We start from the raw sequence: 22627 nt of genomic DNA, 5'->3' as shown, positions 1-22627 counted from the left end.
GCGACGGATCGTTGCGGACGGTAGCCGCAAATTGACCCTGAGTATGAGCAGGGTGGAGCGGCGACCGTCCGACCACCGCACGCCAGGGAGAGCACGTGCCCAGCCGCCTTCGAACCGTCGCCGGCATGATCCGTGACCGGTGGGTCGGTGCCCGCGACCCCGAGGCCTTCGCGCGGTCCATCGGTGTCAACCTCACGGGCCGGGTCAGGTTCTACGGCATCAGCCGGTGGATGTTCGGCTCCGAACCCTGGCTGATCACCCTCGGTGACAACGTGTACATCACCGCCGGGGTGCAGTTCGTGACGCACGACGGCGGGACCCTGATCCTCCGCAAGGAGCATCCCGACCTGGAGTGGACGGCGCCGATCGTCGTCGGTGACGACGTCTACATCGGGATCCGGTCGATCATCCTGCCGGGCGTCACCATCGGGAACCGCTGCGTGATCGGGGCCGGGTCGGTGGTGGCCCGCGACATCCCGGACAACACCGTCGCCGCCGGGGTGCCCGCCCGGCCCATCCGCAGCACGGACGACTACCTGGAACGGTTGCAGGCCAAGTCGTTGCGCGTGGGGCACCTGCCGGCTCAGGCGAAGGCCGAGGCGATCAAGAAGATCTACGGCGTGACGGTGCCCTGAGCGGCGCGAACGGGTCGTCGGATCACGCGGCCGGCGCGCGGGCCCGGCCCGGCCGGCGTTCAGCGCGGCGGGGGGAGTTCGCGGCGGTTGAGCTGTTCCCGGAGGGTCGGGGGGAGCAGTTCGCGGAGCTGCTCGGGCAGCAGCGGCAGGTCCATGAGGCTCAGCTTCAGCTGGTTGCGTTCCTGGTAGCGGCGCGGGTCGAGCCGGACCACGAGCCCCGCCTCCCGGCGGAAGCGGATGTCGATCGCGCCCTCGGTGGACGCCTCCCGGATGACCTGGCCGTCCACCTCGACCGCCACCGGCCCGGAGTCGTGCGTCAGCTCCAGCCGGATCGTCTCGTCGGGGGAGAGCACCACCGAGCGGCTGATCCCGGCCATGGGAGCCGACGGGGTGACGACCACCGCCTGCGTCGCGGGGGAGATCAGCGGTCCGCCCGCGGCGTAGCTGTACGCGGTCGAACCGGTCGGGGTGCTGACCACGAGCGCGTCGGCGCGGTAGTAGCCGTAGCGCTGCCCGTCCACGGCGAGCGTGGCGACGACGAACCCGGTGCCGGGCTGGCGCACCAGCGCGATGTCGTTGAACGCCACCACGTCGTCGCCGCACACGTCACAGACCAGGCAGCTGTGCGCCTCCACCGTGAAGTCCTTGCTGATCAGGCGGTCCAGCGCCTCCGGCAGCTCCGGCGGCTCGACCTCCACGAGGAACCCCAGCCGACCCAGGTGCACGCCGAGGACCGGCTTCGGGTTGCCCACCGCCGAGCGGAGCGCGCCGAGCATGGTGCCGTCCCCGCCGATGCTGATCAGCGCGCTCACCCGTCGCACCAGCTCGTCCTCGGGGTACGTCTCGACGCTCGGCGGGACGCGGTGCCGGTCCTGGTCGCGTACGGCGAGCCCCTTACCGTGCCGGGCCGCCCAGTCGACGATGATCCTGATGATCTCGGAAGCGTCCCGTGTCGGGTGCAGCACAAGCCCGAGCAGGGTGCGGTCCATACGTACACCTCATCACACCGGCCCCCGGCGCGCCCCGTCTATCGCGCACGGCCGGTCCGGCCGTGTGCCCTCCCGGGCCGCCCGTAACCGTTGCCCCGGGTCGTCCGTCGGGCTGCCGAAGTCGACCGTCCCGCCGCCACAGAACCGGACGGAAGGGCGAATTGAGGGAGAAATGTCGTGTCCACTCGGCGGGGCCGTCGTTGATCCCCCCAGCGGGCCGAGAGGAGGGACGACCGGTTGTGCGCGTGCTGAGCGGGACACCCGACGCGGGGCGGCACGCCGATCGGGTGGTGTCCCGGCCACCCGCGAAACCCTCGACCCCCGACCGTCGCCGCGACAACTGCTTCGACCTCCTACGGCTCGTCGCCGCACTCGGCGTCGTCGTCCAGCACGCCGTCGAGCACCTGGCGGCGCCCTTCCTCTGGTTCGCGCCGGGCAGCGGTCGGTGGTTCGGCGACGGTGTGCCGATGTTCTTCATCATCAGCGGCGGCATGGTCTACGCGTCGGCGCGGCGCTGCCGGGAGCAGGGCCGCCCCTGGCGGGACTACCTGCGGAACCGACTGCTGCGGATCGCTCCCGCGCTCTACGCCTACGCCGCCGTCATGGCGGCCTTCCTGGTGCTCTCGGGGATCGTGGCCGGACGCGCCCTGGTCGGGACGCAGTTCCTCGGCTGGCTGGGCAGCACCCTGCTCCTCGTGCCGGTCTACCACCCGCCGCTGCTGGCCGAGTTCGGCACGGGAGTGGTCAACGGAAGCCTGTGGACCATCCCGGTCGAGGTGGGCTTCTACCTGCTCGTGCCCGTCCTGGTGCTGGCCGCCGCGCGCTGGTCGTTCGCGGCCATGCTGGCCGGCGCGGGGGCGGTCGCCGTGGCCGGGGTGGCCCTGCTGGCCGCGGCCGCCGAGCACGGCGGCGACGGCCTCGGCGGCCGCCTGCTCGCCGTGAGCGTCCTGCCCTGGCTCGGGTTCTTCCTCCTCGGCATCTGGTGGCACCGCGTGTGGGACCGGGCCCCGCAGTCCCCGTGGGTGGCGCTCGCGGCCCTCGCCGGTTACGTGGCGACCGCGGTCGTGCGCCGGCACACCGGGGACGGCGCCGAGGTGGCCGTCGCCCTGCTCGGCGGGCTGCCCCTGTCGTACCTCGTCTACTGGCTCGCCTACCACGGCGGCGGCGCCCTGCGGCGGGTCACCGATCGCCTCGGTGACCTGAGCTTCGGGGTCTACATCTGGCACATGCCCGTGATCAACCTGCTCCTCTGGGCGGGCCTCGACGGGCTCGCCCTGCCCGGCACCGCCGCCGTGCTCGTCGTCGTCGCCCTCACCGCCTGCTGCGCCCTGCTGTCCTGGCACCTCGTGGAGAAGCCCGCGCTCCGGCTCAAGTCCTACTCCTCCCGCCCGCAGCAGGCGGGAACCGCCGCTCCGTCGCCGCCGCCCAACCGAGCCGTCGACCGGGCCGGCGCGACCGCCCGCTGACCGTCCGACCGTCGTAGAAAGAGAATCCCGTGAAGATTGTCGTCACCGGCGGAGCCGGCTTCATCGGCTCCAACCTGGTGCGTGCGTTCCGTGGCGTCCCGGGGATCGACGAGATCGTCATCCTGGACGACCTCTCCACCGGCTCCGAGGAGAACCTGCGCGACCTGGACGCCCGTTTCGTGCACGGCAGCATCCTCGACCCGGCGATGCTCGACGACGCGTTCTCCGACGCGGCGAGCGTCGTGCACCTCGCGGCGGTGCCCTCGGTGCCCCGATCCCTCCGGGACCCGCTACGCAGCCACCACGCCAACGCCACCGGCACCCTCATGGTGCTGGAGGCCGCGCGACGCCACCGGGTGGGACAGGTGATCCTGGCGTCCTCCTCCTCGGTGTACGGGCGCAACCCGACGCTGCCCAAACGGGAGGATCTCCGGCCGGTGCCGCTGAGCCCGTACGCGGTCTCCAAGCTGGCCACCGAGGCGTACGCCATCGCCTACGCGTCCTGCTTCGACCTGGCGGTGCTGCCGTTCCGGTTCTTCAACGTCTTCGGGCCGGGCCAGTCCGCCGGCCACGCGTACGCCGCGGTCGTGCCGTCCTTCGTGTCGGCGGCCCTCGACGGACGACCGCTGACCATCGACGGTGACGGGGAGCAGACCCGGGACTTCACCTTCGTGGGCGACGTCGCCGCGGTGATCGTCGACGCCGTCCTGCGGCAGGTCTCCTCGGTGGACCCGGTCAACCTCGCCTTCGGCTCGCGCACCTCCGTCCGGCGCCTCGTCGGCGAACTCGAGGACGTCCTCGGGCGCCGGCTGGACGTCGTCCACCGGCCGCCCCGCGCCGGCGACGTCCGGGACTCCCAGGCGGACAACGGCGCGCTGCGCGCGCTCTTCCCAGGCGTCACCCGCCACACCCTGCGGCAGGGCCTGGAGGCCACGGTGGCGTGGATGTCGACCCGTGTACCCGCGGGACGGTAGGGCGGACGCACCGACGGAGGCCCGCCGGCCCCGGGACGTCGCCGAGACGCCGCCGGGGGGATCCGATCACGCGGCAACCGCCGGGCGGTCCCGCGGAAGGCGGGTGGTCAGCGGGATCCTCACCGGCGCCGTCAGCCGCGGCGTGGCGGGTCTGGTGCCGATCGCGCTCATCCCGGTCACCCTCCGGTACCTCGGCCCGGACCTGTACGGCCTCTGGATGACCGTGACCGCGCTCGTCGGCATGGCGGCGTTCGCGGACCTCGGCCTGGGCAACGGCCTCATGACGAAGCTGGCACCGTGCTACGCCAGCGGCGCGACCGCCGAGGCCCGCCGCTACATCTCCAGCGCCTACCTGTGCCTGTCCCTGCTGGCCGCCGTGCTGGTCGGCCTGCTCTGGAGCCTCTCCGCGGCGGTGCCGTGGGCCCGGCTCTTCCACACCACCGACTCGGCCACCCCGGACGACGCCCGCCGGATGACCCTCGTCTGCCTGACGGCGTTCGTCGTCAACGTCCCGCTCTCGTTGATCACCCGCGTGCAGCTGGCCTACCAGCGCATCTCGGCGGCCAACCTGTGGCAGGGGTGCGGCAACCTCGTCGCGCTGCCCCTCGCCGTGGGTGCCGTGGCGGCCAACCTCTCACCCGTCCTCGTGGTGGCCGCGACCGTGGTGGGCCCACCGCTGGTGAACCTCGTCAACAGCCTGTGGTTCTTCGGCCGGCGGCGACCGGACCTCCGACCCGGGTTGACCGTCGCCGACACCGCCGTGGCGGCACGGCTGCTCCGGCTCGGCGGGCTCTTCCTCGCGGTGACCGTGCTCACCGGCATCGCCACCAACGTCGACCTGGTCATCGTCACCCACGCTCTCGGGCTGCACGAGGCGGCCGCCTACGCCGTGCCGATGCGGCTCTTCGCCCAGCTCGGGTTCGTCGTCGCGCTCGTCAGCGCACCCCTGTGGCCGGCCAACGGCGACGCGCTCGCCCGCGGTGACCTGGCGTGGGTGCGCCGGATGACCCGTCGGATGACGGTCGTCTCCGCGGCCCTCGTGCTGGCTCTCGGTGGGCTGCTCGTCCTCGTCGTCAGTCTCGTGCCCACCGTCCTGGGCCTCGCCGTGACACCGGACGTGACCCTGCTCGCGGGCCTGCTCGCGTGGTGGCTGCTCCTCGCCACGATCTCCCCCCGGTTCATGGTGCAGAACGCCGCCGGGGTGGTACGCCCCCAGCTGCTCGGCTGGTCGCTGTACGTCGTCGTCTCACTGCCCGCCAAGTGGTACGGAGTGCGGCAGTTCGGCTCGGCGTCCGTGCCGTGGATCGGGCTGGTCACGTACCTGGCGACCGTCGTACCGGCCGCGCTGCACGGGTTCCGGTCCGCGCTGGCCCGGCACACCCGCCCACCGGCCGGGTCGACGGCCGAAAGCTCCCTGGCCGCACCGGCCGCAACCTGATCCGTCCGAAGAGGAGTGCCATGTCCATCGACGAAGAAGCGACCGCCCCGTGGGTGGCCTACGCCGGACCCTTCCGCTTCCCCTGGGGGGAGGCCGGGTCCCGCAGGGTCTGGGGGAACGCGCAGTCGCTGGCGCTCAGCGGGCGGCGTGTCGTCGTACTCAGTGGGGAACACGGCCCGGAGACGCCCGAGGAACTGCCCGGCGTCGAGGCCGGCGTCTCGATCCGACACGTCGGGGTGGGCGAGCTGCCACGGCCGGACGAGCCGCTGCTCGCGAAGTCGCTGCAGTGGCTGGTGCGCGCGGGCCGGCGGACGGCCGACTGGCTCGACGCCCAGCCGACCCGGCCGTCGCACGTCATCGTCTACGGCGGGGGCATGCCGTACATGGTCCACCTGCGGCGGTGGTGCCGCCGGAACGGCGTGCCCGTCCTCACCGACGTCGTGGAGTGGTACAGCCCGAAGCAGTTGCTGGGCGGTCGTTTCGGCCCCCTCCACCTGAGCGCGAAGGTCGCGCTCCGCTACCACTACCCGCGGTGCCACGGTGTGATCGCGATCAGCTCGTTCCTGGAGTCGTACTACCGCGACCGGGGGTGCGCGGTCGTCCGCGTACCGCCGACCCTCGACGTCCGGGCCTTGGGCGCGGCGCCCGTGACGCCGCCGGCCCCGGCGCCCGGCCGGCGGGTCCGGCTCGTGTACGCGGGCTCTCCCGGCCGCAAGGACCTGCTCGCGGAGACCATCCGCGGTGTCGACCTCGCGGCCCTGGACGGCTGCGATGTCTCGCTGGACGTGATCGGCCCGTCGCCGGACGAGGTGACCCGCGAACTCGGCGCCCCACCGCCCCCCTCGGTACGCGTCCGGGGCCGGGTGCCGCAGCAGGAGGTGGCGGGACTGCTTCGCGGGGCCGACTTCAGCATCCTCATGCGCGAGCCGGCGCGCTTCGCGCAGGCCGGCTTCCCGACGAAGTTCTGCGAGAGCCTCGCGAACGGCACGCCGGTCATCGCGAACCTCACCAGCGACCTGCGCGACCACCTTCACGACGGTGTCGAAGGGCTCGTCCTGCCCGACCACACCGCCACCTCGCTGCGCCGGGCGCTGCACCGTGCCGCCGACCTGTCCGCCGAGGCGCGCGCGGCGATGCGCCGGGCGGCGTACGAGCGCGCCGTCGCCTCGTTCGACGTGCGCGCGCACGCCGCAGCGCTGGACGACCTGCTCACCCGCCTGGAGGGCCGCCCCGCACAGACGCCCGTGCCGACGGGGAGGAGTTGACATGGACGACCGGCTGCGCGTGGTGCTCGTCGGTCCGTTGCCGCCGCCGATGGGCGGGATCGCCCGCGGCGTCGAGATGCTCCGCCGCGCGCCGCAGGTACGCGCCGAGGTGGACCTGCGGATCGTCGACACGGGGCTGCGTTGGCGCTCGATCCACCAGACGTCCACGGCGGCACGCCTGCTCGACGGTGTCCGCCAACTGCTCCGCAGCGCCGCCGTCCTGACCTGGCGGTGTCTGCGCGGCGCGCCCGACGTGGTGCACCTGCGGTCGTCCGGTGGGCTGGGCGCCGTCCGGGACCTGGTGCTCGTCCTGATCGCCCGGACGTTCCGCGTGCCGGTCATCTACCAGCTGCACTTCGGGCGGGTGCCGGACATCGCGGCGCGGCGCACCGGCGAGTGGCGGGTGATGCGGGCGGCGCTCGCGCGGGCAGCGGTCGTCGTGGCCATCGACCGGCACACGGAGCGCGCGATCGTCGAGGCGCTGCCGCACGTGCGGACGGTCCGCCTTCCCAACGGCTTCGACCCGGCCGTCCTGCCCCCCGCGCCGGCGCCGACCGGCCAGGGCCGGCGGGTGCTCTACGCGGGCTGGGTGATTCCCGAGAAGGGCGTCGAGGACCTGCTCGACGCCTGGCGGACGCTCGACACCGACGGGTGGACCCTGCAGCTGTCGGGGTCGTGCGACGACGAGTACCGGCGGACGCTGCGGGAGCGGTACGGCGACGACGCGGTGGTCTTCACCGGCGAGCTGACCCACTCCGCGCTCCTGCGGGAGATGGCCGCGTGTGACGTCTTCGTCCTGCCCAGCCACACCGAGGGCTTCCCGAACGTGGTGGTCGAGGCGATGGCCCTCGGACGCGCGGTGGTCGCCACGGACGTGGGCGCGGTGGCGGACATGCTCGCCGACGGCTGCGGCGCCGTGGTGCCGCCGCGCCGGCCGGCCGACCTCGCCGGGGCGCTGGACGCGGTGATGCGCGACGAGGCGCTACGCCGGGCCACGGGCGAACGGGCACGGGCCAAGGCCCTGGGCGAGTACCGCATCGACGAGGTCGTGGCCGCCGTCGTACGGCTGTGGCGCTCCGTGGCGTCGGCCGACCGCCCGGCTGCCCGTGCCGTCGACCACGCCGGCCGGTCCTCCTAGCCGCGCGGCGGGCGCGGCGTCACGGAGCCGGGATCGACACCCGGGGGTTGACACCCGCGTCGAAACCAACCGGTTGGCGGAGCTGTCCGACCGCGGTGCCACGGGTCGGCACGGCTGCGCGCTGACGGACTCCGCTGGGTGCGGCAGCCGCTGACGGGAACACCGACACCGCGGCGAGCAGCAGCCAGAATCCCATCGCCACCTCCCAGTGCCCGGTGAGCCAGATCGGCAGCAGGGCGATCAGGAAGACGCTGACGAGCCGTGGCCCGGACGCCGACCGGAGCCAGGCGACCGCGAGTGCGCTGGCGACGACTGCCACGTAGATGAGCAGGCCCAGCAGGCCAAGGTCATTCCCCACCGTCAGCACGAGATTGTGCGCACCGATGCCCATGGAGTTGCTGATCGGGAAGACACCGGGGCCGTTGCCCAGGAAGAGCGAGTCCGACCAGGCTGCCAACGCCTCCGGCCAGACGACCAGTCGACCGGAGAGGTCTCCGGTCGTCCGTTGGCCAAGGTAACTCTCGAACCACAGCAGGGCCGATTCGGTGATGCCGAGCGGTACCAGCGCCAGGGCCACGGGCGCGGCGGCGGCTGCGATGAGTGCGCACAGTCGCGGCATCAGCCGGCCGACGACGAGGCAGATGGCGGCTCCCCCCAACGCGACCAGGGCACCCCTCGTGCCGCTCAGCAGGACCGCGTACGCGAGGACCGGCAGCATCGCGTAGATGCCCAGCTTGATCAGGCGTGGCAACCCGCTCACGTTGGTGACCACGATCGCGAGCACGCAGCCGGTGACCAGTGAGTACGCGGTGAAGTTGATGTTGTAGCCCTCGATGCCGTAGCGGACGTTGAGATCGAGGGCGCCGCCGCGGGCGGGAGCCCCGGCCGCGAGCGATTCGGCGATCAGCTGCACTGCCCGGATGACACATCCGACGAGGTACGCGCCGCCCACCGCCAGCAGGCTCCGACGCGTCGTCACGAGGTGCCGTACGGCCAGGAACAGCAGGCAACACGCCCCGTAGAGATAGACGGAGGGAAGGGTCACGTCGACGTTCGGTGTCCAGCCGAGAGTGGCGACGACCCAGACGGCCAGGATCAGGGCGAGAACGTCGGGCGTTCCCAGGCGCGGGATGCGACCGCTGACGGTGATGGCGGCGACCAACGCGAGCGCGATGTACCGCTGGTTCGGTGACCAGCAGATGAGGAAGGCGACGACACAGAGGATCGCGATGCTGATCGGCGAGACGGCCTGCGGTTCGGCCTGATGGCGGGGGTGTCCGCCGGGGCGGCGGGCCGGCCTCAGCAGATCGGGTGCCGGGACGTTCTCATCCCGGGCATGACGCGCTGAACGGGCGAAGGTCGCCTGTGTCATGGCATGCACGCCTTACATCTCGAAGGTGTCGGATTCGTGCTCGGCACGGCGTGAGTGGCGAGGGTCGCACGACCTGCGGAGGCTGGGCGGGTGCGGATGACGTCAGGCTGACTTCTGTCCACCGCCGGCTCACTGTTCGCTGATTTCTATCAAACTTTGGGTGACCGACAGGCGGTTTCGGGGCTTTTGGTGGTCATCGATCGTGCCCTGCTGTCGTGATATCGCCCTGCCGTGCCGTCAGTGCACGTTTGTCTGTTTTGGCCCGTTCCCTGTGACCGATCCGGATCGTTGCGGGAAGTGCGACTCCCGTGTCCACCCCAAGTGGTGCGTGCGGGTGTCACGTCCGCCCAGACGATTCGGGAGCAACCTGTGACTTTCTTGACCACCGGACGTCGCGTGCTCATCACCGGCGGCACCGGTTCCTTCGGCCAGACGATGGTGCGGCGCCTCCTCGACCGCGGCGTCGGTGAGGTCCGGGTGTTCAGCCGCGACGAGGCCAAGCAGGACGCCATGCGCCGGGTGCTCGGCGACGAGCGGGTCCGCTACCACGTCGGCGACGTGCGCGACTACGACTCGGTGCTGCGGGCCAGCCGGGGCATCGACTTCATCTTCCACGCGGCCGCCCTCAAGCAGGTGCCGTCCTGTGAGTTCTTCCCGCTGGAGGCGGTGCGTACCAACGTGCTGGGCAGCGCCAACGTCGTCGAGGCCGCCGAGCGCAACGGGGTGGGTTCGGTCGTGGTGCTCAGCACCGACAAGGCGGTGCACCCGGTGAACGCCATGGGCATGAGCAAGGCGCTCATGGAGAAGGTCGCCCAGGCGCACGCCCGCAACAACCCGAACAGCGCCACCACCGTCTCGTGTGTCCGGTACGGCAACGTCATGTACTCGCGGGGCTCGGTGATCCCGCTGTTCATCGAGCAGATCAAGGCGGGCCGGGCCCTCACGGTCACCGACCCGGGCATGACCCGCTTCCTCATGTCGCTGGCCGACTCGGTCGAACTGGTCGAGCACGCCTTCGCGCACGCCCGGCCCGGCGACATCTTCATCCGCAAGGCGGCGGCCTGCACCATCAGCGACCTCGCCGAGGCGGTCTGCCAGCTCTTCGACGTGCCGTTCAAGCTGGACGTGATCGGCGTACGGCACGGCGAGAAGCTGGACGAGACCCTCGCCAGCCGTGAGGAGCTGACCCGCGCCGAGGACTTCGGCCAGTTCCTGCGGGTGCCGCTGGACGCCCGTGACCTGAACTACGCCCTCTACGTCTCCGAGGGCGAACTCGGCGGCGGGCCGAGAGAGGACTTCAACTCGGCCAACGCGCCGCGGCTCGGCGTACCCGAGATCGTCGAGCTGCTGAAGACGCTGCCCGAGGTCCGTGCGGAGCTGGCGCTGCGGGATCCGGTGCTGGCGTGCTGAGGCTGGCCGTCACCGGGGCCGGCGGCTTCCTCGGCTGGCACGTCCGGGTGCTGCTGCGCGCGCTGGGCTGGCCGGAGCCGACCGTCGTCACGCGCGCGGACCTCGCCGATCCCGCGGCGGTGGCCGCCAAGGTCGCCGGCGTCGACCGCGTCCTGCACGTGGCGGGCGTCAACCGGGGGGAGCCCGCCGACGTGGCTGCCGGCAACGTGCAGCTCGCCGCCCAACTCGTCGAGGGGCTGCGGCGCGCCGCCACGCCGCCGGGGTCGCTGGTCTTCGCCAACAGCGTGCAGGCCGGCAACGGCACCCCGTACGGCGACTCGAAGGCCACGGCGGCGAGCCTCCTCGCCGACACCGGCCTGCCCTTCGACGACGTGCTCCTGCCCAACCTGTACGGCGAGCACGGCCGCCCGTACTACAACTCGGCGGTGGCCACCTTCTGCCGCGTGCTCGCCGAGGGCGGGCAGCCGGAGGTGCACGCCGACCGTCAGCTCGACCTGGTGCACGTCACCGACGCGGCGGCCCGGCTCGCCGGCGTCCCCGCGGGCGGGTCGTGGGATCCGGCCATGCCGCCGCTGCGCGTCGGCGTACGCGACCTGGCCGGGCGGCTCGCCGCGATGGCCGACACGTACCGGACGGGGGAGATCCCGCCGCTGCGGGACCGGCACGAGGTGCGGCTGTTCAACACCTACCGGTCGCACTGCTTCCCCGCGCACTACCCGATCGCGCTGCCCCGGCGGGCCGACGCGCGCGGCGAACTGGTCGAGACCGTGAAGGCGCACGGCGGCGCGGGGCAGACGTTCTGCTCCAGCACCCGGCCGGGCGTCACCCGCGGCGAGCACTTCCACCTGGCCAAGGTGGAGCGGTTCGTGGTGCTGCGCGGCTCGGCCGAGATCAGCCTGCGCCGCGTCGGGGACACCGAGGTGCTGCGTTTCCCGGTGCGCGGCGACGAGCCGGTGGTGATCGACATGCCGACCATGTGGGTCCACAAGCTCGTGAACACCGGCGCCGACGAGCTGCTCACCCTGTTCTGGACGAACGAACTCTTCGACCCGGACCGGCCGGACACGTGGCCCGAACCGGTCGAGGAGACCTCGACGGCGCCCGTGGCGGTCGGCGCGTGAAGATCGGCCTGATCAGCCAGTGGTACCCGCCCGAGGGGGTGTTCATCCCGGGCAACCTGGCGCGGGAACTCGCCGCGCGCGGCCACGAGGTGCGGGTGCTCACCACGTTCCCGAGCTACCCGTACGGCCGGATCTTCCCCGGCTGGCGGCAGCGCTGGCGGCACCGGGAGGACGACGGGTCGGTCGCCGTGCGGCGCGTCCCCGCCTACCCGAGCCACGACACGTCGGCCGCCCGTCGGGCACTGAGCCACCTCTCCTTCGGCGCCACGAGCGCGGCCGCCGGGGTGGGGTGGCTCGCCGGCGTCGACGTCACCTACGTCTACCACCCGCCGCCCACGTCGGTCGCCGCCGCGGCCCTGCTGCGCGCCCTGCGGCGGACGCCGGTCGTGCTGCACGTGCAGGATCTGTGGCCCGAGTCCGTGGTGCAGTCCGGCATGGCCCCGACCGGCCGGGGCGGGCGCGCCCTGGAGCGGGCGCTCGGCGGGCTGATGCGCCGCACGTACCGGCTGGCCCACACGGTCGTGGCGATCTCGCCGACGATGGCCGAGCGGGTGGTGGCGCGCGGCGCCGACCCCGCCCGCGTACGGGTGGTGTGGAACTGGACCGACGACGCGCTGTTCCGGCCGGTGCCCGCCACCGACGACGCCCGTGCCGTGCTGGGGCACCGCGGACGCTGCACGGTGATGTTCGCCGGCAACCTCGGCCTGATGCAGGGCCTCGACACGGCCATCCGTGCGGCGGCGGCCGTGCGGGACCGCGTCGACCTCGTGCTGGTCGGCTCCGGTGCCGACGAGGACGCCGCCCGCCGGCTCGCGGCGCACCTCGGCGCCGACAACGTGCGGTTCGTCGGCCGGCGTCCCGCGGAGCAGATGGCCGAGCTGTACGCGGCCGCGGACTGGCAGCTCGTTTGCCTGCGCGACGTGCCCGCCCTGCGGGCCGCCGTCCCGTCGAAGCTCCAGGCCGCCCTGGCCTGCGGCGCCCCCGTCATCGCCGCCCTGGCCGGCGACGGCACCGAGCTGGTCCGGTCGACCGGTGTCGGGCTCGTCTGCCCGCCGGAGGACTGGCAGGCGCTCGCCGCGCGGTTCGCGCAGGCCGCGGACCTGCCGGCCGCCTCCTGGCGGGACATGGCGCACCGGGCCCGGCGGGTCTACCGGGAGCGGATGTCGCTGCGGGTCGGCGTCGACCAGTTCGAGGACATCCTCACGAAGGCGGCAGGACAGGGAGGACGGACATGACGCGGATCATGACGGTGGTCGGCACCCGACCCGAGATCATCAGGCTGTCCCGGGTGATCGCCCGGCTCGACGACACACTCGACCACGTGCTGGTGCACACCGGACAGAACTGGGACAGCACGCTCTCCGACGTCTTCTTCACCGAACTGCGGCTGCGCGAGCCCGACCGGTTCCTGCGCGTCGACACGTCCTCGCTCGGCCGGGTGCTGGGCGGGGTGCTCGTGGGTGTGGAGGCGGCCATCGCCGAGTACCGGCCGGACGCGCTGCTCGTGCTCGGCGACACCAACAGCTGCATCGCCGCGCTCATGGCGCGGCGGATGCGCGTGCCGGTCTACCACATGGAGGCCGGCAACCGGTGCTTCGACCTGAACGTGCCGGAGGAGACCAACCGCCGGCTCGTCGACCACGTCGCCGACTTCAACCTGGTCTACACCGAGCACGCCCGGCGCAACCTGCTCGCCGAGGGGCTGCACCCGCGGCGGATCCTGCTCACCGGCTCCCCCATGCGGGAGGTGCTGGAGCACTACCGCCCGCAGATCGCGGCCTCCACGATCCTGCGCCAGCTCGAACTCGAACCGGGCCGCTACTTCGTGGTGAGCGCGCACCGGGAGGAGAACGTCGACCAGCCGGCCCGGCTCCAGCGGCTGCTCGACTGCCTGCGGGCCGTCCACGACCGCTGGGGTCACCCCGTGCTGGTGTCCACGCACCCGCGTACCCGCAAGCGGCTGGAGGCGCTGGCGCCGGACGCCACGGCGCTGGAGGGCATCGCGTTCCACGAGCCCTTCGGCCTGATCGACTACGTGCACCTGCAGACGCACGCGTACTGCACCCTGTCGGACAGCGGGACGATCAGCGAGGAGGCGGCCATCCTGGGCTTCCCGGCGGTCACGCTGCGCGAGTCGATCGAGCGTCCGGAGGCGCTCGACGCCGGCGGCATCATCATGACCGGCCTGGATCCGGCCGGCGTGGTCGAGGCGGTGCAGGTCACCGTGGACCAGGTCGCCGCGCAGGGTGTGCCGTGCCCGGTCGACTACCAGATCCCCGACACCTCGCGTCGGGTCGTCGACTTCATCCTCTCCACGGTGCGGCGGCACCACGACTGGGCGGGCATCCGCCGCTGATCCCGCACGCCGGGGCCGGTCACCGCGACGTCGCGGTGACCGGCCCCGAGGCATGTGTGGGGGGCTGTGCCCTGGGCAGAGGCGTTGTGGCGCCGGCCGCGGACCGGGCGCCGGGCCACAGCGGCATCCGGGTACCGCGCCTTGGACGGAGGCGCCATCCGGGTACCGCGCCGCCGGGCGGGGGCGGTCGTCCGTTCCCTGCCCCCGGCGCAGCGCGACGGGGGCGACGCCACCACGTGGTGGCGTCGCCCCCGGTCAGGCGCCGGCCGACTAGTGCGACGACAGCCGTACGTCGAGCGCGCCGTCGACCAGCGGGGTGACCGGCTGGGCGCAGAGCAGGGCGAGCTGTTCGACCACGACGGCCGGGTCGGCGTACGGGTCGAGGCCGCTCACCTCCATGGGGTCCAGCGGCGGCACCGCCACGTGCGACACCAGCGGGTGGAACGGCCGGGTGTCGATCTCACCGGTGCCGAGCAGATCCTCGTGCAGCTTCTCGCCGGGCCGCAGTCCGGTGTAGACGATCGGCACCGAGCTGTCGGCCTGCTCGGCCATCTGGCGCGCCAGGTCGGCGATGCGGACGGGCTCGCCCATGTCCAGCACCAGGGCCTCCCCGTCCCGGCCGATCTCGGCGGCCTGGAGCACCAGGTGGACGGCCTCCTGGACGGTCATGAGGTAGCGGGTCACCTCGGGGTGGGTGACGGTCAGCGGCTTGCCGGCCTCGATCTGCCGCTGGAACGCGGTCACCACCGACCCGCGGCTGCTCAGCACGTTGCCGAACCGGACGCTGAGGAAGGTCCCCGGGAAGCGGGTGGCGGCGTGCGCCGTGAGCCGTTCGGTGATGCGCTTCGAGTAGCCCAGCACGCTGATCGGGTCGGCGGCCTTGTCGGTGGAGATGTTCACGAACTTCGCCACGTCCGCGCAGGCGTCCAGCACCGACAGGGTGCCCCAGACGTTGGTCTTGACGGCCTCGCCGGGGTGTCGCTGGAGCAGGGTCAGGTGCTTGAGCGCGGCGGCGTGGAAGATGATCTCCGGACGCCGCTCCCGGATGATCCGCCGGATGCCCTCGTCGTCGCGCAGGTCGGCGAGGATCAGCTCCGGGCCGTCGAGCAGGGCCCGCCCGGCGAGCGACATCTGGAGGCCGTGCAGGGCGGACTCGTCCCGGTCCAGCATCATCAGCTCGCCGGGGTCGGCCTTCATCACCTGGCGGCACAGCTCCGAGCCGATCGAGCCGCCGGCGCCGGTCACGAGGATGCGCCGGCCGGTGAGGCCGTTGGTCCGCAGCGACAGGTCGCCGACCACCTGGCGGCGGCCGAGCAGGTCGCTGATCTGCACGTCGCGTACGTCGGTGACGGTGATCCGGTGGTCGACCAGGTCCCGTACGGGAGGCAGCACCTTGAACGCCGCGCCGGTCTGGAGGGTGGCCTCGCGGATCTCGCGGATGAGCGCGGCGTCGGCGTTGGCCACCGAGAAGATGACGGTGGTCGCGCCCGTACGCCGGACCGCCGCGGCGATGTCACCCCGGCCGCCGAGCACGCGGACACCACCGATGCGCAGGTCGCGCTTGTCCGGGTCGTCGTCGAGCGCCCCGACCGGCAGGTACCGGCCGCGCGGGTCGCTCAGCATGGCGCGCAGCAGGCCCTGCCCGGCGTCGCCCAGACCGAACAGGAGCACCGGCGTCGAGAACCGGACGTCCGGCCGCATGGCCAGGTCCCGCCGGTGCCGGTAGGCGAACCGCGCGCCGAGCATGAACAGCAGGGCCAGCGCGCCGCCCACCAGCGGGGTGCTCGCCGGGACGGGCCGGTCGGCGGAGGGCAGCAGGCCGAGCAGCACGATGCCGGCGGTCGTGACCGTGGTGCCGGCGACCCCCTGCACCTCCTGGAGGCTGCCGAGCGGGTGCCGTCCGGTGTAGAGCCGGCGCAGCGCCGCCACCGCCACGTACATGACGGCGGCTCCCACGCCGATGATCGTCGCGCGGCTGAGCTGACCCGGGGGGAGCTGGAACTCGTACCGGGTCCAGACGGCCGCGACGAACCCTCCCACCCAGGCGGTGGCGTCGGTGGCGAGGAAACCCGCGGTACGACGCCGGGCCCTTGCCCGCCGCGACCGCTGCTCGGTGCGTTCGCTGCTCGCTGTGTCCTGCGGCATCTGGTGGCTCCCTGTCCCGTCTCCCGACCGCTTCCGCCGGGCAGGCGGAAGGGCTGTTTGCGCTCATCGTCCTTGTTACATGCCGCCCGTGTCTGTTTGGGCGTTTTCACATTTGCAGCGACGAACGTCCCGTTCATCACGTTCTGGTCAGCGGGCCGGTACGCCCTTCACCACGACCTGGTCGGGCACGTCCCGCACCACGCAGGCGCCGGCGCCCACGGTGCTGTCCCGCCCGACCCGCAGCCCCTGGAGCACGGCGGCGGTGGTGCCGATCAGCACACCCTCCGCCAGGTGGCAGTCCCCGGACACGGCGGCGAGCGGGTTCACGGACACGTAGTCGGCGAGCGTGCTGTCGTGGCCGACCGCGGCGTTCTGGTTGAGGTGCACGTGCCGGCCGATGACGACGTTGGTCGTGACCCGCGCCCCCGCGAAGGCCACGAATCCGGGCCCGTAGCGCGTGTCCGGGCCGATCGTGGCGTCCGGGTGGACGAGGCTCGCCGCCGGCGTGGCGTACGCGTCGAGCCGGCGTCCCACGGCGCGCCGGACCCGTGGGTCACCGATCCCGATGACGTGGTGGACGTCGGGCGGCGCGTCGCGCAGGTGGTCCACGCCGCCGAGGAACGGCACGTCGAGCCGCTGGAGGCGCTTGAGGTTCACCTCGCCGGGCCGGTCGTCGACGACGCCCCGCAGGCGCCACACCGGTCGTCCGGCCGCCTCGTTGACGGCCCGGACGATGGTGACGACCTCCCGACCGTGGCCGCCGCAGCCGACCACCACGAGATCCACCGTCACGCGGCCGACCCTCCCGTGCGTACGGTGAGGAACTCCTCGATCGCCGCGAACACCCGGGCGATCTGCGGCTCCCGCAGGGCGCTGCCGCTGGGCAGCGTGATCCCCCGGGCGAAGAGCCGCTCGGCGGCGCCGGTCACCAGGCTCTCCGCGCCGACGTGGACCGGTTGCAGGTGCATCGGCTTCCACACCGGGCGCGTCTCGATGCCACGCCGTGCCAGGTGGGCGGCCAGGTCCGCGGCCCGCCAGCCCGACCGGTCCTCGTCCACGACGGCGACGGTCAGCCAGCAGTTCGCGCCGCTGTCCTCCGCGCCGAGCAGCCGGACGCCGGGCACCGGCGCGAAGAGCTTCGCGTACCGGTCGCGCAGCTGGCGGCGTCGGGCGATCATCCCGTCCAGCCGGACGAGCTGGGCCCGGCCCAGCGCGGCCAGCAGGTTGCTCAGCCGGTAGTTGTAGCCGAGTTCCCGGTGCTCGTAGTGCGGCAACGGCTCACGGGCCTGGGTGGCGAGGTGCCGGGCCCGCGTGAGCAATTCGGTGTCGTCGGAGAGCAGCATCCCGCCACCGGAGGTGGTCATGATCTTGTTGCCGTTGAAGGAGAGCGCGCCGACCTGGCCGAAGGAGCCGGCGGCGGCCCCTGCGTGGGTCGCGCCGAGCGCTTCGGCGGCGTCCTCGACGAGTGGCACGCCGGCGTCCGCGCACAGCGGGACCAGCGCCGTGTAGTCGGCGCAGCTGCCGAACATGTCGACGGGGACGACCGCCCCGACCCGTTCGCCACGCGCCCGCAGCCGCGGGATCAGGTCGGCGACGAGGTCGACGTCCACGTTGCCGGTCTGCGGGTCGCAGTCCACGAAGACCGGACGGGCCCCCGTGTACCGGACCGCGTTGGCCGTGGCGATGAAGGTCAGGGTGGGCACGACGACCACGTCGCCGGGGCCGACACCGACCCCGAGCAGCGCCAGGTGCAGGGCCGCCGTCCCGGAGCTGACGGCCACCGCGCCGGCCGTGCCGACCCGCGTGGCGACCTCGCGCTCGAAGGCCTGCAGGTCCGGGCCGGCGGGCGCCACCCAGCCGGAACGCAGGGCCTCGATGAGGTACGACTCCTCCAGCGGCCCGACGTCCGGCGGGGACAGGAGCACCGTCGGGCCCGGAGGGCCGTCCGTCCGGGCCGTCATACCGGTGTCCGATCCCGCTGCGCCGGCGCGGGGCGGTGGGCCGTGCCGAGGAACTCGTGGGCGGTGGCGCTTCCCTGCGCGCTGATCCCCTCGCGCCGGAGCACGGTGCGCACGGTCGCGGCGAGGATCGACAGGTCGGCGCGGAGGCTCCGGGTGTCCACGTACCGCACGTCGAGGTCGAGCTTGTCCTCCCAGCTCAGGCTGTTGCGCCCGCGTACCTGGGCCAGCCCGGTGACACCCGGCCGCACCTCGTGACGGCGGGCCTGCGTGGGGGAGTAGCGCTCCAGGTACTCGGTGAGCAGCGGTCGCGGCCCCACGAGGCTCATCTCACCGCGGAGCACGTTCCAGAGCGTGGGCAGTTCGTCGAGGCTGCTGGCGCGGAGCCACCGTCCCAGCGGGGTGAGCCGGTCGCCGTCGCCCGCCCGGTCGGGAGCGGGCGGGAGCATCGTCCGGAACTTCACCAGCACGAAGGGTGCGCCGTAGCGGCCGGCCCGGCACTGCCGGAACAGCACCGGCCGCCCGAGGGAGGTGGCCACCAGCAGCGCCACCACGGCCATCACCGGCGCGGTCAGCACGAGCAGGACGGCCGCGCCGACGACGTCCAGCAGCCGCTTGACGCGGTCGTACGGTCTGGTGGGCGCCGGACGCGGGGGAGCGATCACTGCATGGGGTACGGGCACCGCTCGGCCTCCAAGGGATCCAGTCTTAAACCGGGCAAACTGGTTCTATCAGGCAAATACGACGCAGCAGATGCGAATCGTGATACCGGGGCTGCTTCGCCCCGATCAACCCCAGAAGTGCCCAGGTGGACACGGCCTGTGACGGAGACCGCCCGTGCATGCCCGCGTCAGGGGGCCGGGCGGTAGAGGCGGGCTCGGCCGGACGGGCGAGGAGACCGGCCCGCTCGGGCGGTCCCTCCGGACGTGGGGCTACTCGTTCCCGCGGATCCCGGTCGGTCGTCTCCGCGGCCAGCGGTTCGCGTGGATCCGGTCGGTCGTCTTCTCCGCTGGTCGTGGTTCGCGTGGATCCCGGTCGGTCGTCTCCGCGGTCGTGGCTCGCGTGGACCCAGGTCAGTCGTTTCCGGCGTCGAGCCGTCGCGTGAGCAGGGTCCGGAGGGGGATCGACTCCCCGTCGCGCCCGCCCTCCCCGACGACCAGCGGGGGAGGGCTGGGTTCCGGCTCGGCGCCGAACAGGCGGGCGCGCAGCCCGCCCGGCACGGTCAGCAGGTGCCAGCGGCCGTCCACGTCGACCGCCCGGGTGCGCGCCCGGTCCACGTACCAGCCGGTGAGCCGGGTCCGGTACCGCCGCCGCCCGTCGTAGGAGCGGGCCGTGAGCCGGGTCGGCCGCAGCCCCCGCCGGGCGGCCTCCGCCACGAACCAGGCCACGATTTCCGCCGCCTTCGCGTGCTCGGCCGCCCGGCGGCGGGCGTCGGCCTCCGCGTGCGCCCGCGCCGCCCGCCGCTGCCGCTCCGCCCAGTCCGTCCGGTCGACGCCATCCACGCCCCGACCGTACGCCCCACCCGCGCCCCACCGTCCGTGCCGCCCCACCGCCCCGCCGTTCCGTGCCGCCCCACCGTCCCCACCGCCGCGCGACCGCGCCGGCCGCGCCGACGGGCGCCGGCTGGGCGGGCGTCCCGGGAGATCACGCCCGATCCTGGAAGTAGTGGCCTCCCGGGAGCCGGGAGGCCACTACTTCCGTGTTGTTGCGCGGCGTAGCTGTCGGCCTCGCCGCGTGACGTCGCGCGTTGTCGAGAAGGTCGCCCCTCGGTCTCTCAGGCCAGGCCGGCGCGGCGCAGGGCGTCCGCCATGGCGCTGTTCGCCGGGGCCGCCGCGCCGCGGCCCTGCCGCCCGGCGCCCTGGCCACCCCGTCCGCCACCCCGGGAGCCGCCCTCACCGCCGCGGGAGCCGCCCTCACCGCCGCGAGGCCCGCCGCCGCTGCCGCCCTGGCCACCCCGCCCGCCACTGCCACCCTGGGCGTCGCGGCCGCCACCCTGGGCGTCGCGGCCGCCACCCTGGGCGTCGCGACCGCCCTGGGGCCGGCCGCCCCCGCCGCGAGGGCCGCCTCCGTCACCCCGGCCGCCCCGGCCCGGACCGCGCCGGTCCGCGTCGGCGCCGGGCTCGTCCTCGAGCCGCAGGGTCAGCGAGATCCGCTTGCGTGCCACGTCGACGTCGAGCACCTTGACCTTGACCACGTCGCCGGACTTGACCACCTCGCGGGGATCCTTGACGAACGTCCGGGACATCGCCGACACGTGGACCAGCCCGTCCTGGTGCACACCGACGTCCACGAAGGCGCCGAAGGCGGCCACGTTCGTGACGACGCCCTCCAGCACCATGCCCGGCTTCAGGTCGCCGATCGTCTCCACGCCCTCCGCGAACGCCGCCGTCCGGAACTCGGGACGCGGGTCCCGTCCCGGCTTCTCCAACTCGGCGAGGATGTCGGTCACCGTCGGCAGGCCGAACGTGTCGTCGACGAAGTCGGTGGCCTTCAGCCCCCGCAGGATCGACGACTTCCCGATGAGCGACCGCAGGTCCTGACCGGTGTGGGCGAGGATGCGGCGCACCACCGGGTACGCCTCCGGGTGCACGCTCGAGGAGTCCAGCGGGTCGTCGCCGTCGGGGATCCGCAGGAAGCCGGCGCACTGCTCGAACGCCTTCGGGCCGAGCCTCGGCACCTTCCGCAGGTCGGCCCGGGTGCGGAACGGGCCGTTGGCGTCCCGGTGCAGCACGATGTTCTCGGCCAGCCCGGCGCCGATGCCGGACACCCGGGTCAGCAACGGCGCCGACGCGGTGTTCACGTCGACCCCGACCGCGTTGACGCAGTCCTCGACGACCGCGTCCAGCGACCGGGAGAGCTTCACCTCGGACAGGTCGTGCTGGTACTGGCCGACCCCGATCGAGCGCGGGTCGATCTTCACGAGTTCGGCGAGCGGGTCCTGCAGGCGTCGCGCGATCGAGACCGCGCCGCGCAGCGACACGTCGAGGCCCGGCAGCTCCTGAGCGGCGTACGCGGAGGCGGAGTAGACCGAGGCGCCGGCCTCGGAGACCATCACCTTCGTGAGGTTGAGCTGCGGGTGCCGCTTGATGAGGTCGCCGGCGAGCTTGTCGGTCTCGCGGGACGCGGTGCCGTTGCCGATGGCGACCAGTTCCACCCGGTGCGCCGCGGCGAGCCGCGCGAGCGTCTCGATGGAGGCGTCCCACTGCCGGCGCGGCTCGTGGGGGTAGATGGTGTCGGTGGCCACGACCTTGCCGGTGGCGTCCACGACGGCGACCTTCACACCGGTCCGCAGGCCCGGGTCGAGGCCCATGGTCGGCCGGGCGCCCGCCGGGGCGGCGAGCAGCAGGTCGCGCAGGTTGGTGGCGAAGACCCGCACGGCCTCCTCCTCGGCCGCCTGCCAGAGCCGCATCCGCAGGTCCGCGCCGAGGTGGATGAGGATCCGGGTACGCCAGGCCCAGCGCACCGTGTCGGCCAGCCACCGGTCCGCGGGGCGGCCGGCGTCGCTGACGCCGAAGCGGGCGGCGATCGCCGCCTCGTACCGGCTCGGGCCGGCCGGCGCGGCGTCGGCCTCCCCGGCCTCCTCCGGTTCCATGGTGAGGTCGAGCACGCCCTCCTTCTCGCCCCGGAACATCGCGAGGATCCGGTGCGACGGCAGCGTGGTGTACGCCTCGGCGAAGTCGAAGTAGTCGGCGAACTTCGCACCGGCCGACTCCTGGCCCTCCCGTACCCGGGAGACCAGCCGGCCCCGCGACCACATCTGCTCGCGCAGCGTGCCGATGAGGTCGGCGTCCTCGGCGAAGCGCTCGATGAGGATGGCGCGGGCCCCGTCGAGGGCGGCCGCGGCGTCGGCGACGCCCTTGTCCGGGTCGAGGTAGCCGGCGGCCACGGTGCGGGGGTCCTGCGTGGGGTCGGCCAGCAGCATGTCGGCGAGCGGTTCCAGCCCGGCCTCGCGGGCGATCTGGGCCCTGGTCCGCCGCTTCGGCTTGTACGGCAGGTAGATGTCCTCGAGCCGGGACTTCGAGTCGGCGGCCATGATCTGCGCTTCGAGCGCCTCGTCCAGCTTGCCCTGGCTGCGGATCGACTCCAGCACCGCCGCCCGCCGCTCGTCCAGCTCGCGCAGGTAGCGCAGCCGCTCCTCGAGCGTACGCAGCTGGGTGTCGTCGAGCAGGCCGGTGGCCTCCTTCCGGTAGCGGGCGATGAACGGCACGGTGGCGCCGCCGTCGAGCAGCTCCACGGCCGCCCGTACCTGCCGCTCGGCCACGCCGAGCTCCTCGGCGATCCGCTGATGAACAGAGAGGGTCACGATCTCGATCCGCCTTCGGGTGTGGTTTCCGCCCAGCATTGTGCCGCGCTAGCGTGG

The 22627-nt window shown here is 73.2% G+C and carries 18 protein-coding genes; 10 read left to right on the top strand and 8 right to left on the bottom strand.

All coding sequences use genetic code 11. The annotated features are described in order from the left end of the window. Positions 1-125: 125 nt before the first annotated feature. The gene (locus OG994_RS14450) at positions 126-635 is read left to right on the top strand and encodes a DapH/DapD/GlmU-related protein (RefSeq protein WP_120328844.1); all 510 of its coding nucleotides are present in this window, start codon (positions 126-128) and stop codon (positions 633-635) included. 59 nt (positions 636-694) lie between these two features. On the opposite strand, the gene OG994_RS14445 is transcribed toward OG994_RS14450, so the two are convergent. Continuing rightward, positions 695-1624, bottom strand: coding sequence for an NAD(+)/NADH kinase (locus OG994_RS14445; RefSeq protein ID WP_120328843.1), 930 nt, complete (start codon positions 1622-1624; stop codon positions 695-697). A gap of 245 nt (positions 1625-1869) precedes the next feature. On the opposite strand from OG994_RS14445, the gene OG994_RS14440 reads away from it, so the two are divergent. The 5 genes from OG994_RS14440 (at position 1870) to OG994_RS14420 (ending at position 7905) form a co-directional block, all read left to right on the top strand. Beyond that, positions 1870-3090 (top strand): acyltransferase family protein, encoded by a 1221-nt coding sequence (locus tag OG994_RS14440; RefSeq protein ID WP_328853539.1) that lies wholly within the window; start codon positions 1870-1872, stop codon positions 3088-3090. Positions 3091-3119: 29 nt separating this feature from the next. Beyond that, positions 3120-4064 carry an NAD-dependent epimerase/dehydratase family protein gene (locus OG994_RS14435; RefSeq protein WP_120328842.1) on the top strand — a complete coding sequence of 315 codons (945 nt, stop codon included), beginning with the start codon at positions 3120-3122 and terminating at the stop codon, positions 4062-4064. 103 nt (positions 4065-4167) lie between these two features. Beyond that, on the top strand, positions 4168-5502 hold the full coding sequence (locus OG994_RS14430) for a lipopolysaccharide biosynthesis protein (protein ID WP_328853538.1): 1335 nt from the start codon (positions 4168-4170) through the stop codon (positions 5500-5502). A gap of 20 nt (positions 5503-5522) precedes the next feature. Further along, entirely contained in the window at positions 5523-6767 is a 1245-nt protein-coding gene (locus tag OG994_RS14425) for a glycosyltransferase (RefSeq protein WP_120328841.1), read from the top strand. Position 6768: 1 nt separating this feature from the next. Next, a complete protein-coding gene (locus tag OG994_RS14420; RefSeq protein WP_328853537.1) occupies positions 6769-7905 on the top strand; it encodes a glycosyltransferase family 4 protein in 1137 nt (378 codons plus the stop codon). Positions 7906-7924: 19 nt separating this feature from the next. Here OG994_RS14420 and OG994_RS14415 read toward each other — a convergent pair whose 3' ends face one another. Beyond that, complete coding sequence (locus OG994_RS14415; protein ID WP_328853536.1) at positions 7925-9277, bottom strand: O-antigen ligase family protein; 1353 nt, start codon at positions 9275-9277, stop codon at positions 7925-7927. Positions 9278-9646: 369 nt separating this feature from the next. Between OG994_RS14415 and OG994_RS14410 the strand changes: the two genes are divergently transcribed. Genes OG994_RS14410 through wecB form a run of 4 tightly spaced genes read left to right on the top strand, consistent with a single transcriptional unit; the run spans position 9647 to position 14164 of the window. Next, positions 9647-10687, top strand: coding sequence for a polysaccharide biosynthesis protein (locus OG994_RS14410; protein ID WP_328853535.1), 1041 nt, complete (start codon positions 9647-9649; stop codon positions 10685-10687). Beyond that, positions 10681-11808 carry a polysaccharide biosynthesis C-terminal domain-containing protein gene (locus OG994_RS14405; RefSeq protein WP_328853534.1) on the top strand — a complete coding sequence of 376 codons (1128 nt, stop codon included), beginning with the start codon at positions 10681-10683 and terminating at the stop codon, positions 11806-11808. The genes OG994_RS14410 and OG994_RS14405 overlap by 7 nt, the downstream gene beginning before the upstream one ends. Then, the gene (locus OG994_RS14400) at positions 11805-13043 is read left to right on the top strand and encodes a glycosyltransferase family 4 protein (protein ID WP_328853533.1); all 1239 of its coding nucleotides are present in this window, start codon (positions 11805-11807) and stop codon (positions 13041-13043) included. The genes OG994_RS14405 and OG994_RS14400 overlap by 4 nt, the downstream gene beginning before the upstream one ends. Continuing rightward, positions 13040-14164, top strand: a complete 1125-nt coding sequence (gene wecB / locus OG994_RS14395) for a non-hydrolyzing UDP-N-acetylglucosamine 2-epimerase (protein WP_328853532.1) — start codon at positions 13040-13042, stop codon at positions 14162-14164. The genes OG994_RS14400 and wecB overlap by 4 nt, the downstream gene beginning before the upstream one ends. 270 nt (positions 14165-14434) lie before the next feature. On the opposite strand, the gene OG994_RS14390 is transcribed toward wecB, so the two are convergent. The 6 genes from OG994_RS14390 to OG994_RS14365 form a co-directional block, all read right to left on the bottom strand. After that, entirely contained in the window at positions 14435-16309 is a 1875-nt protein-coding gene (locus tag OG994_RS14390; protein ID WP_120328834.1) for a polysaccharide biosynthesis protein, read from the bottom strand. Between the two features lie 147 nt (positions 16310-16456). Further along, on the bottom strand, positions 16457-17101 hold the full coding sequence (locus OG994_RS14385) for a NeuD/PglB/VioB family sugar acetyltransferase (protein ID WP_328853531.1): 645 nt from the start codon (positions 17099-17101) through the stop codon (positions 16457-16459). Then, positions 17098-18270 (bottom strand): DegT/DnrJ/EryC1/StrS family aminotransferase, encoded by a 1173-nt coding sequence (locus OG994_RS14380; RefSeq protein WP_120328832.1) that lies wholly within the window; start codon positions 18268-18270, stop codon positions 17098-17100. Before OG994_RS14380 ends, OG994_RS14385 begins: the two co-directional genes overlap by 4 nt. Further along, complete coding sequence (locus OG994_RS14375) at positions 18267-18950, bottom strand: sugar transferase (RefSeq protein WP_328853530.1); 684 nt, start codon at positions 18948-18950, stop codon at positions 18267-18269. The genes OG994_RS14380 and OG994_RS14375 overlap by 4 nt, the downstream gene beginning before the upstream one ends. A gap of 390 nt (positions 18951-19340) precedes the next feature. Then, entirely contained in the window at positions 19341-19769 is a 429-nt protein-coding gene (locus tag OG994_RS14370; protein WP_328853529.1) for a hypothetical protein, read from the bottom strand. A 272-nt stretch (positions 19770-20041) separates the two neighbouring features. After that, positions 20042-22570, bottom strand: a complete 2529-nt coding sequence (locus tag OG994_RS14365) for a Tex family protein (RefSeq protein WP_328853528.1) — start codon at positions 22568-22570, stop codon at positions 20042-20044. Positions 22571-22627: the final 57 nt, after the last annotated feature.

The organism is Micromonospora globbae, assembly GCF_036184225.1.
In the GTDB taxonomy this organism is placed as follows: domain Bacteria; phylum Actinomycetota; class Actinomycetes; order Mycobacteriales; family Micromonosporaceae; genus Micromonospora; species Micromonospora globbae.
Note: the sequence above shows the minus strand (reverse complement) of the source record. Positions and strands in the feature narration are given on the sequence as shown.

What these genes read in the sequence shown, in the direction of transcription:
- OG994_RS14445 (WP_120328843.1), bottom strand. Translation starts at nt 1,624, where the DNA reads ATGGACCGCACCCTGCTCGGGCTTGTGCTGCACCCGACACGGGACGCT.
- OG994_RS14380 (WP_120328832.1), bottom strand. Translation starts at nt 18,270, where the DNA reads ATGACGGCCCGGACGGACGGCCCTCCGGGCCCGACGGTGCTCCTGTCC.
- wecB (WP_328853532.1), top strand. Translation starts at nt 13,040, where the DNA reads ATGACGCGGATCATGACGGTGGTCGGCACCCGACCCGAGATCATCAGG.
- OG994_RS14425 (WP_120328841.1), top strand. Translation starts at nt 5,523, where the DNA reads ATGTCCATCGACGAAGAAGCGACCGCCCCGTGGGTGGCCTACGCCGGA.
- OG994_RS14450 (WP_120328844.1), top strand. Translation starts at nt 126, where the DNA reads ATGATCCGTGACCGGTGGGTCGGTGCCCGCGACCCCGAGGCCTTCGCG.
- OG994_RS14390 (WP_120328834.1), bottom strand. Translation starts at nt 16,309, where the DNA reads ATGCCGCAGGACACAGCGAGCAGCGAACGCACCGAGCAGCGGTCGCGG.
- OG994_RS14415 (WP_328853536.1), bottom strand. Translation starts at nt 9,277, where the DNA reads ATGACACAGGCGACCTTCGCCCGTTCAGCGCGTCATGCCCGGGATGAG.
- OG994_RS14420 (WP_328853537.1), top strand. Translation starts at nt 6,769, where the DNA reads ATGGACGACCGGCTGCGCGTGGTGCTCGTCGGTCCGTTGCCGCCGCCG.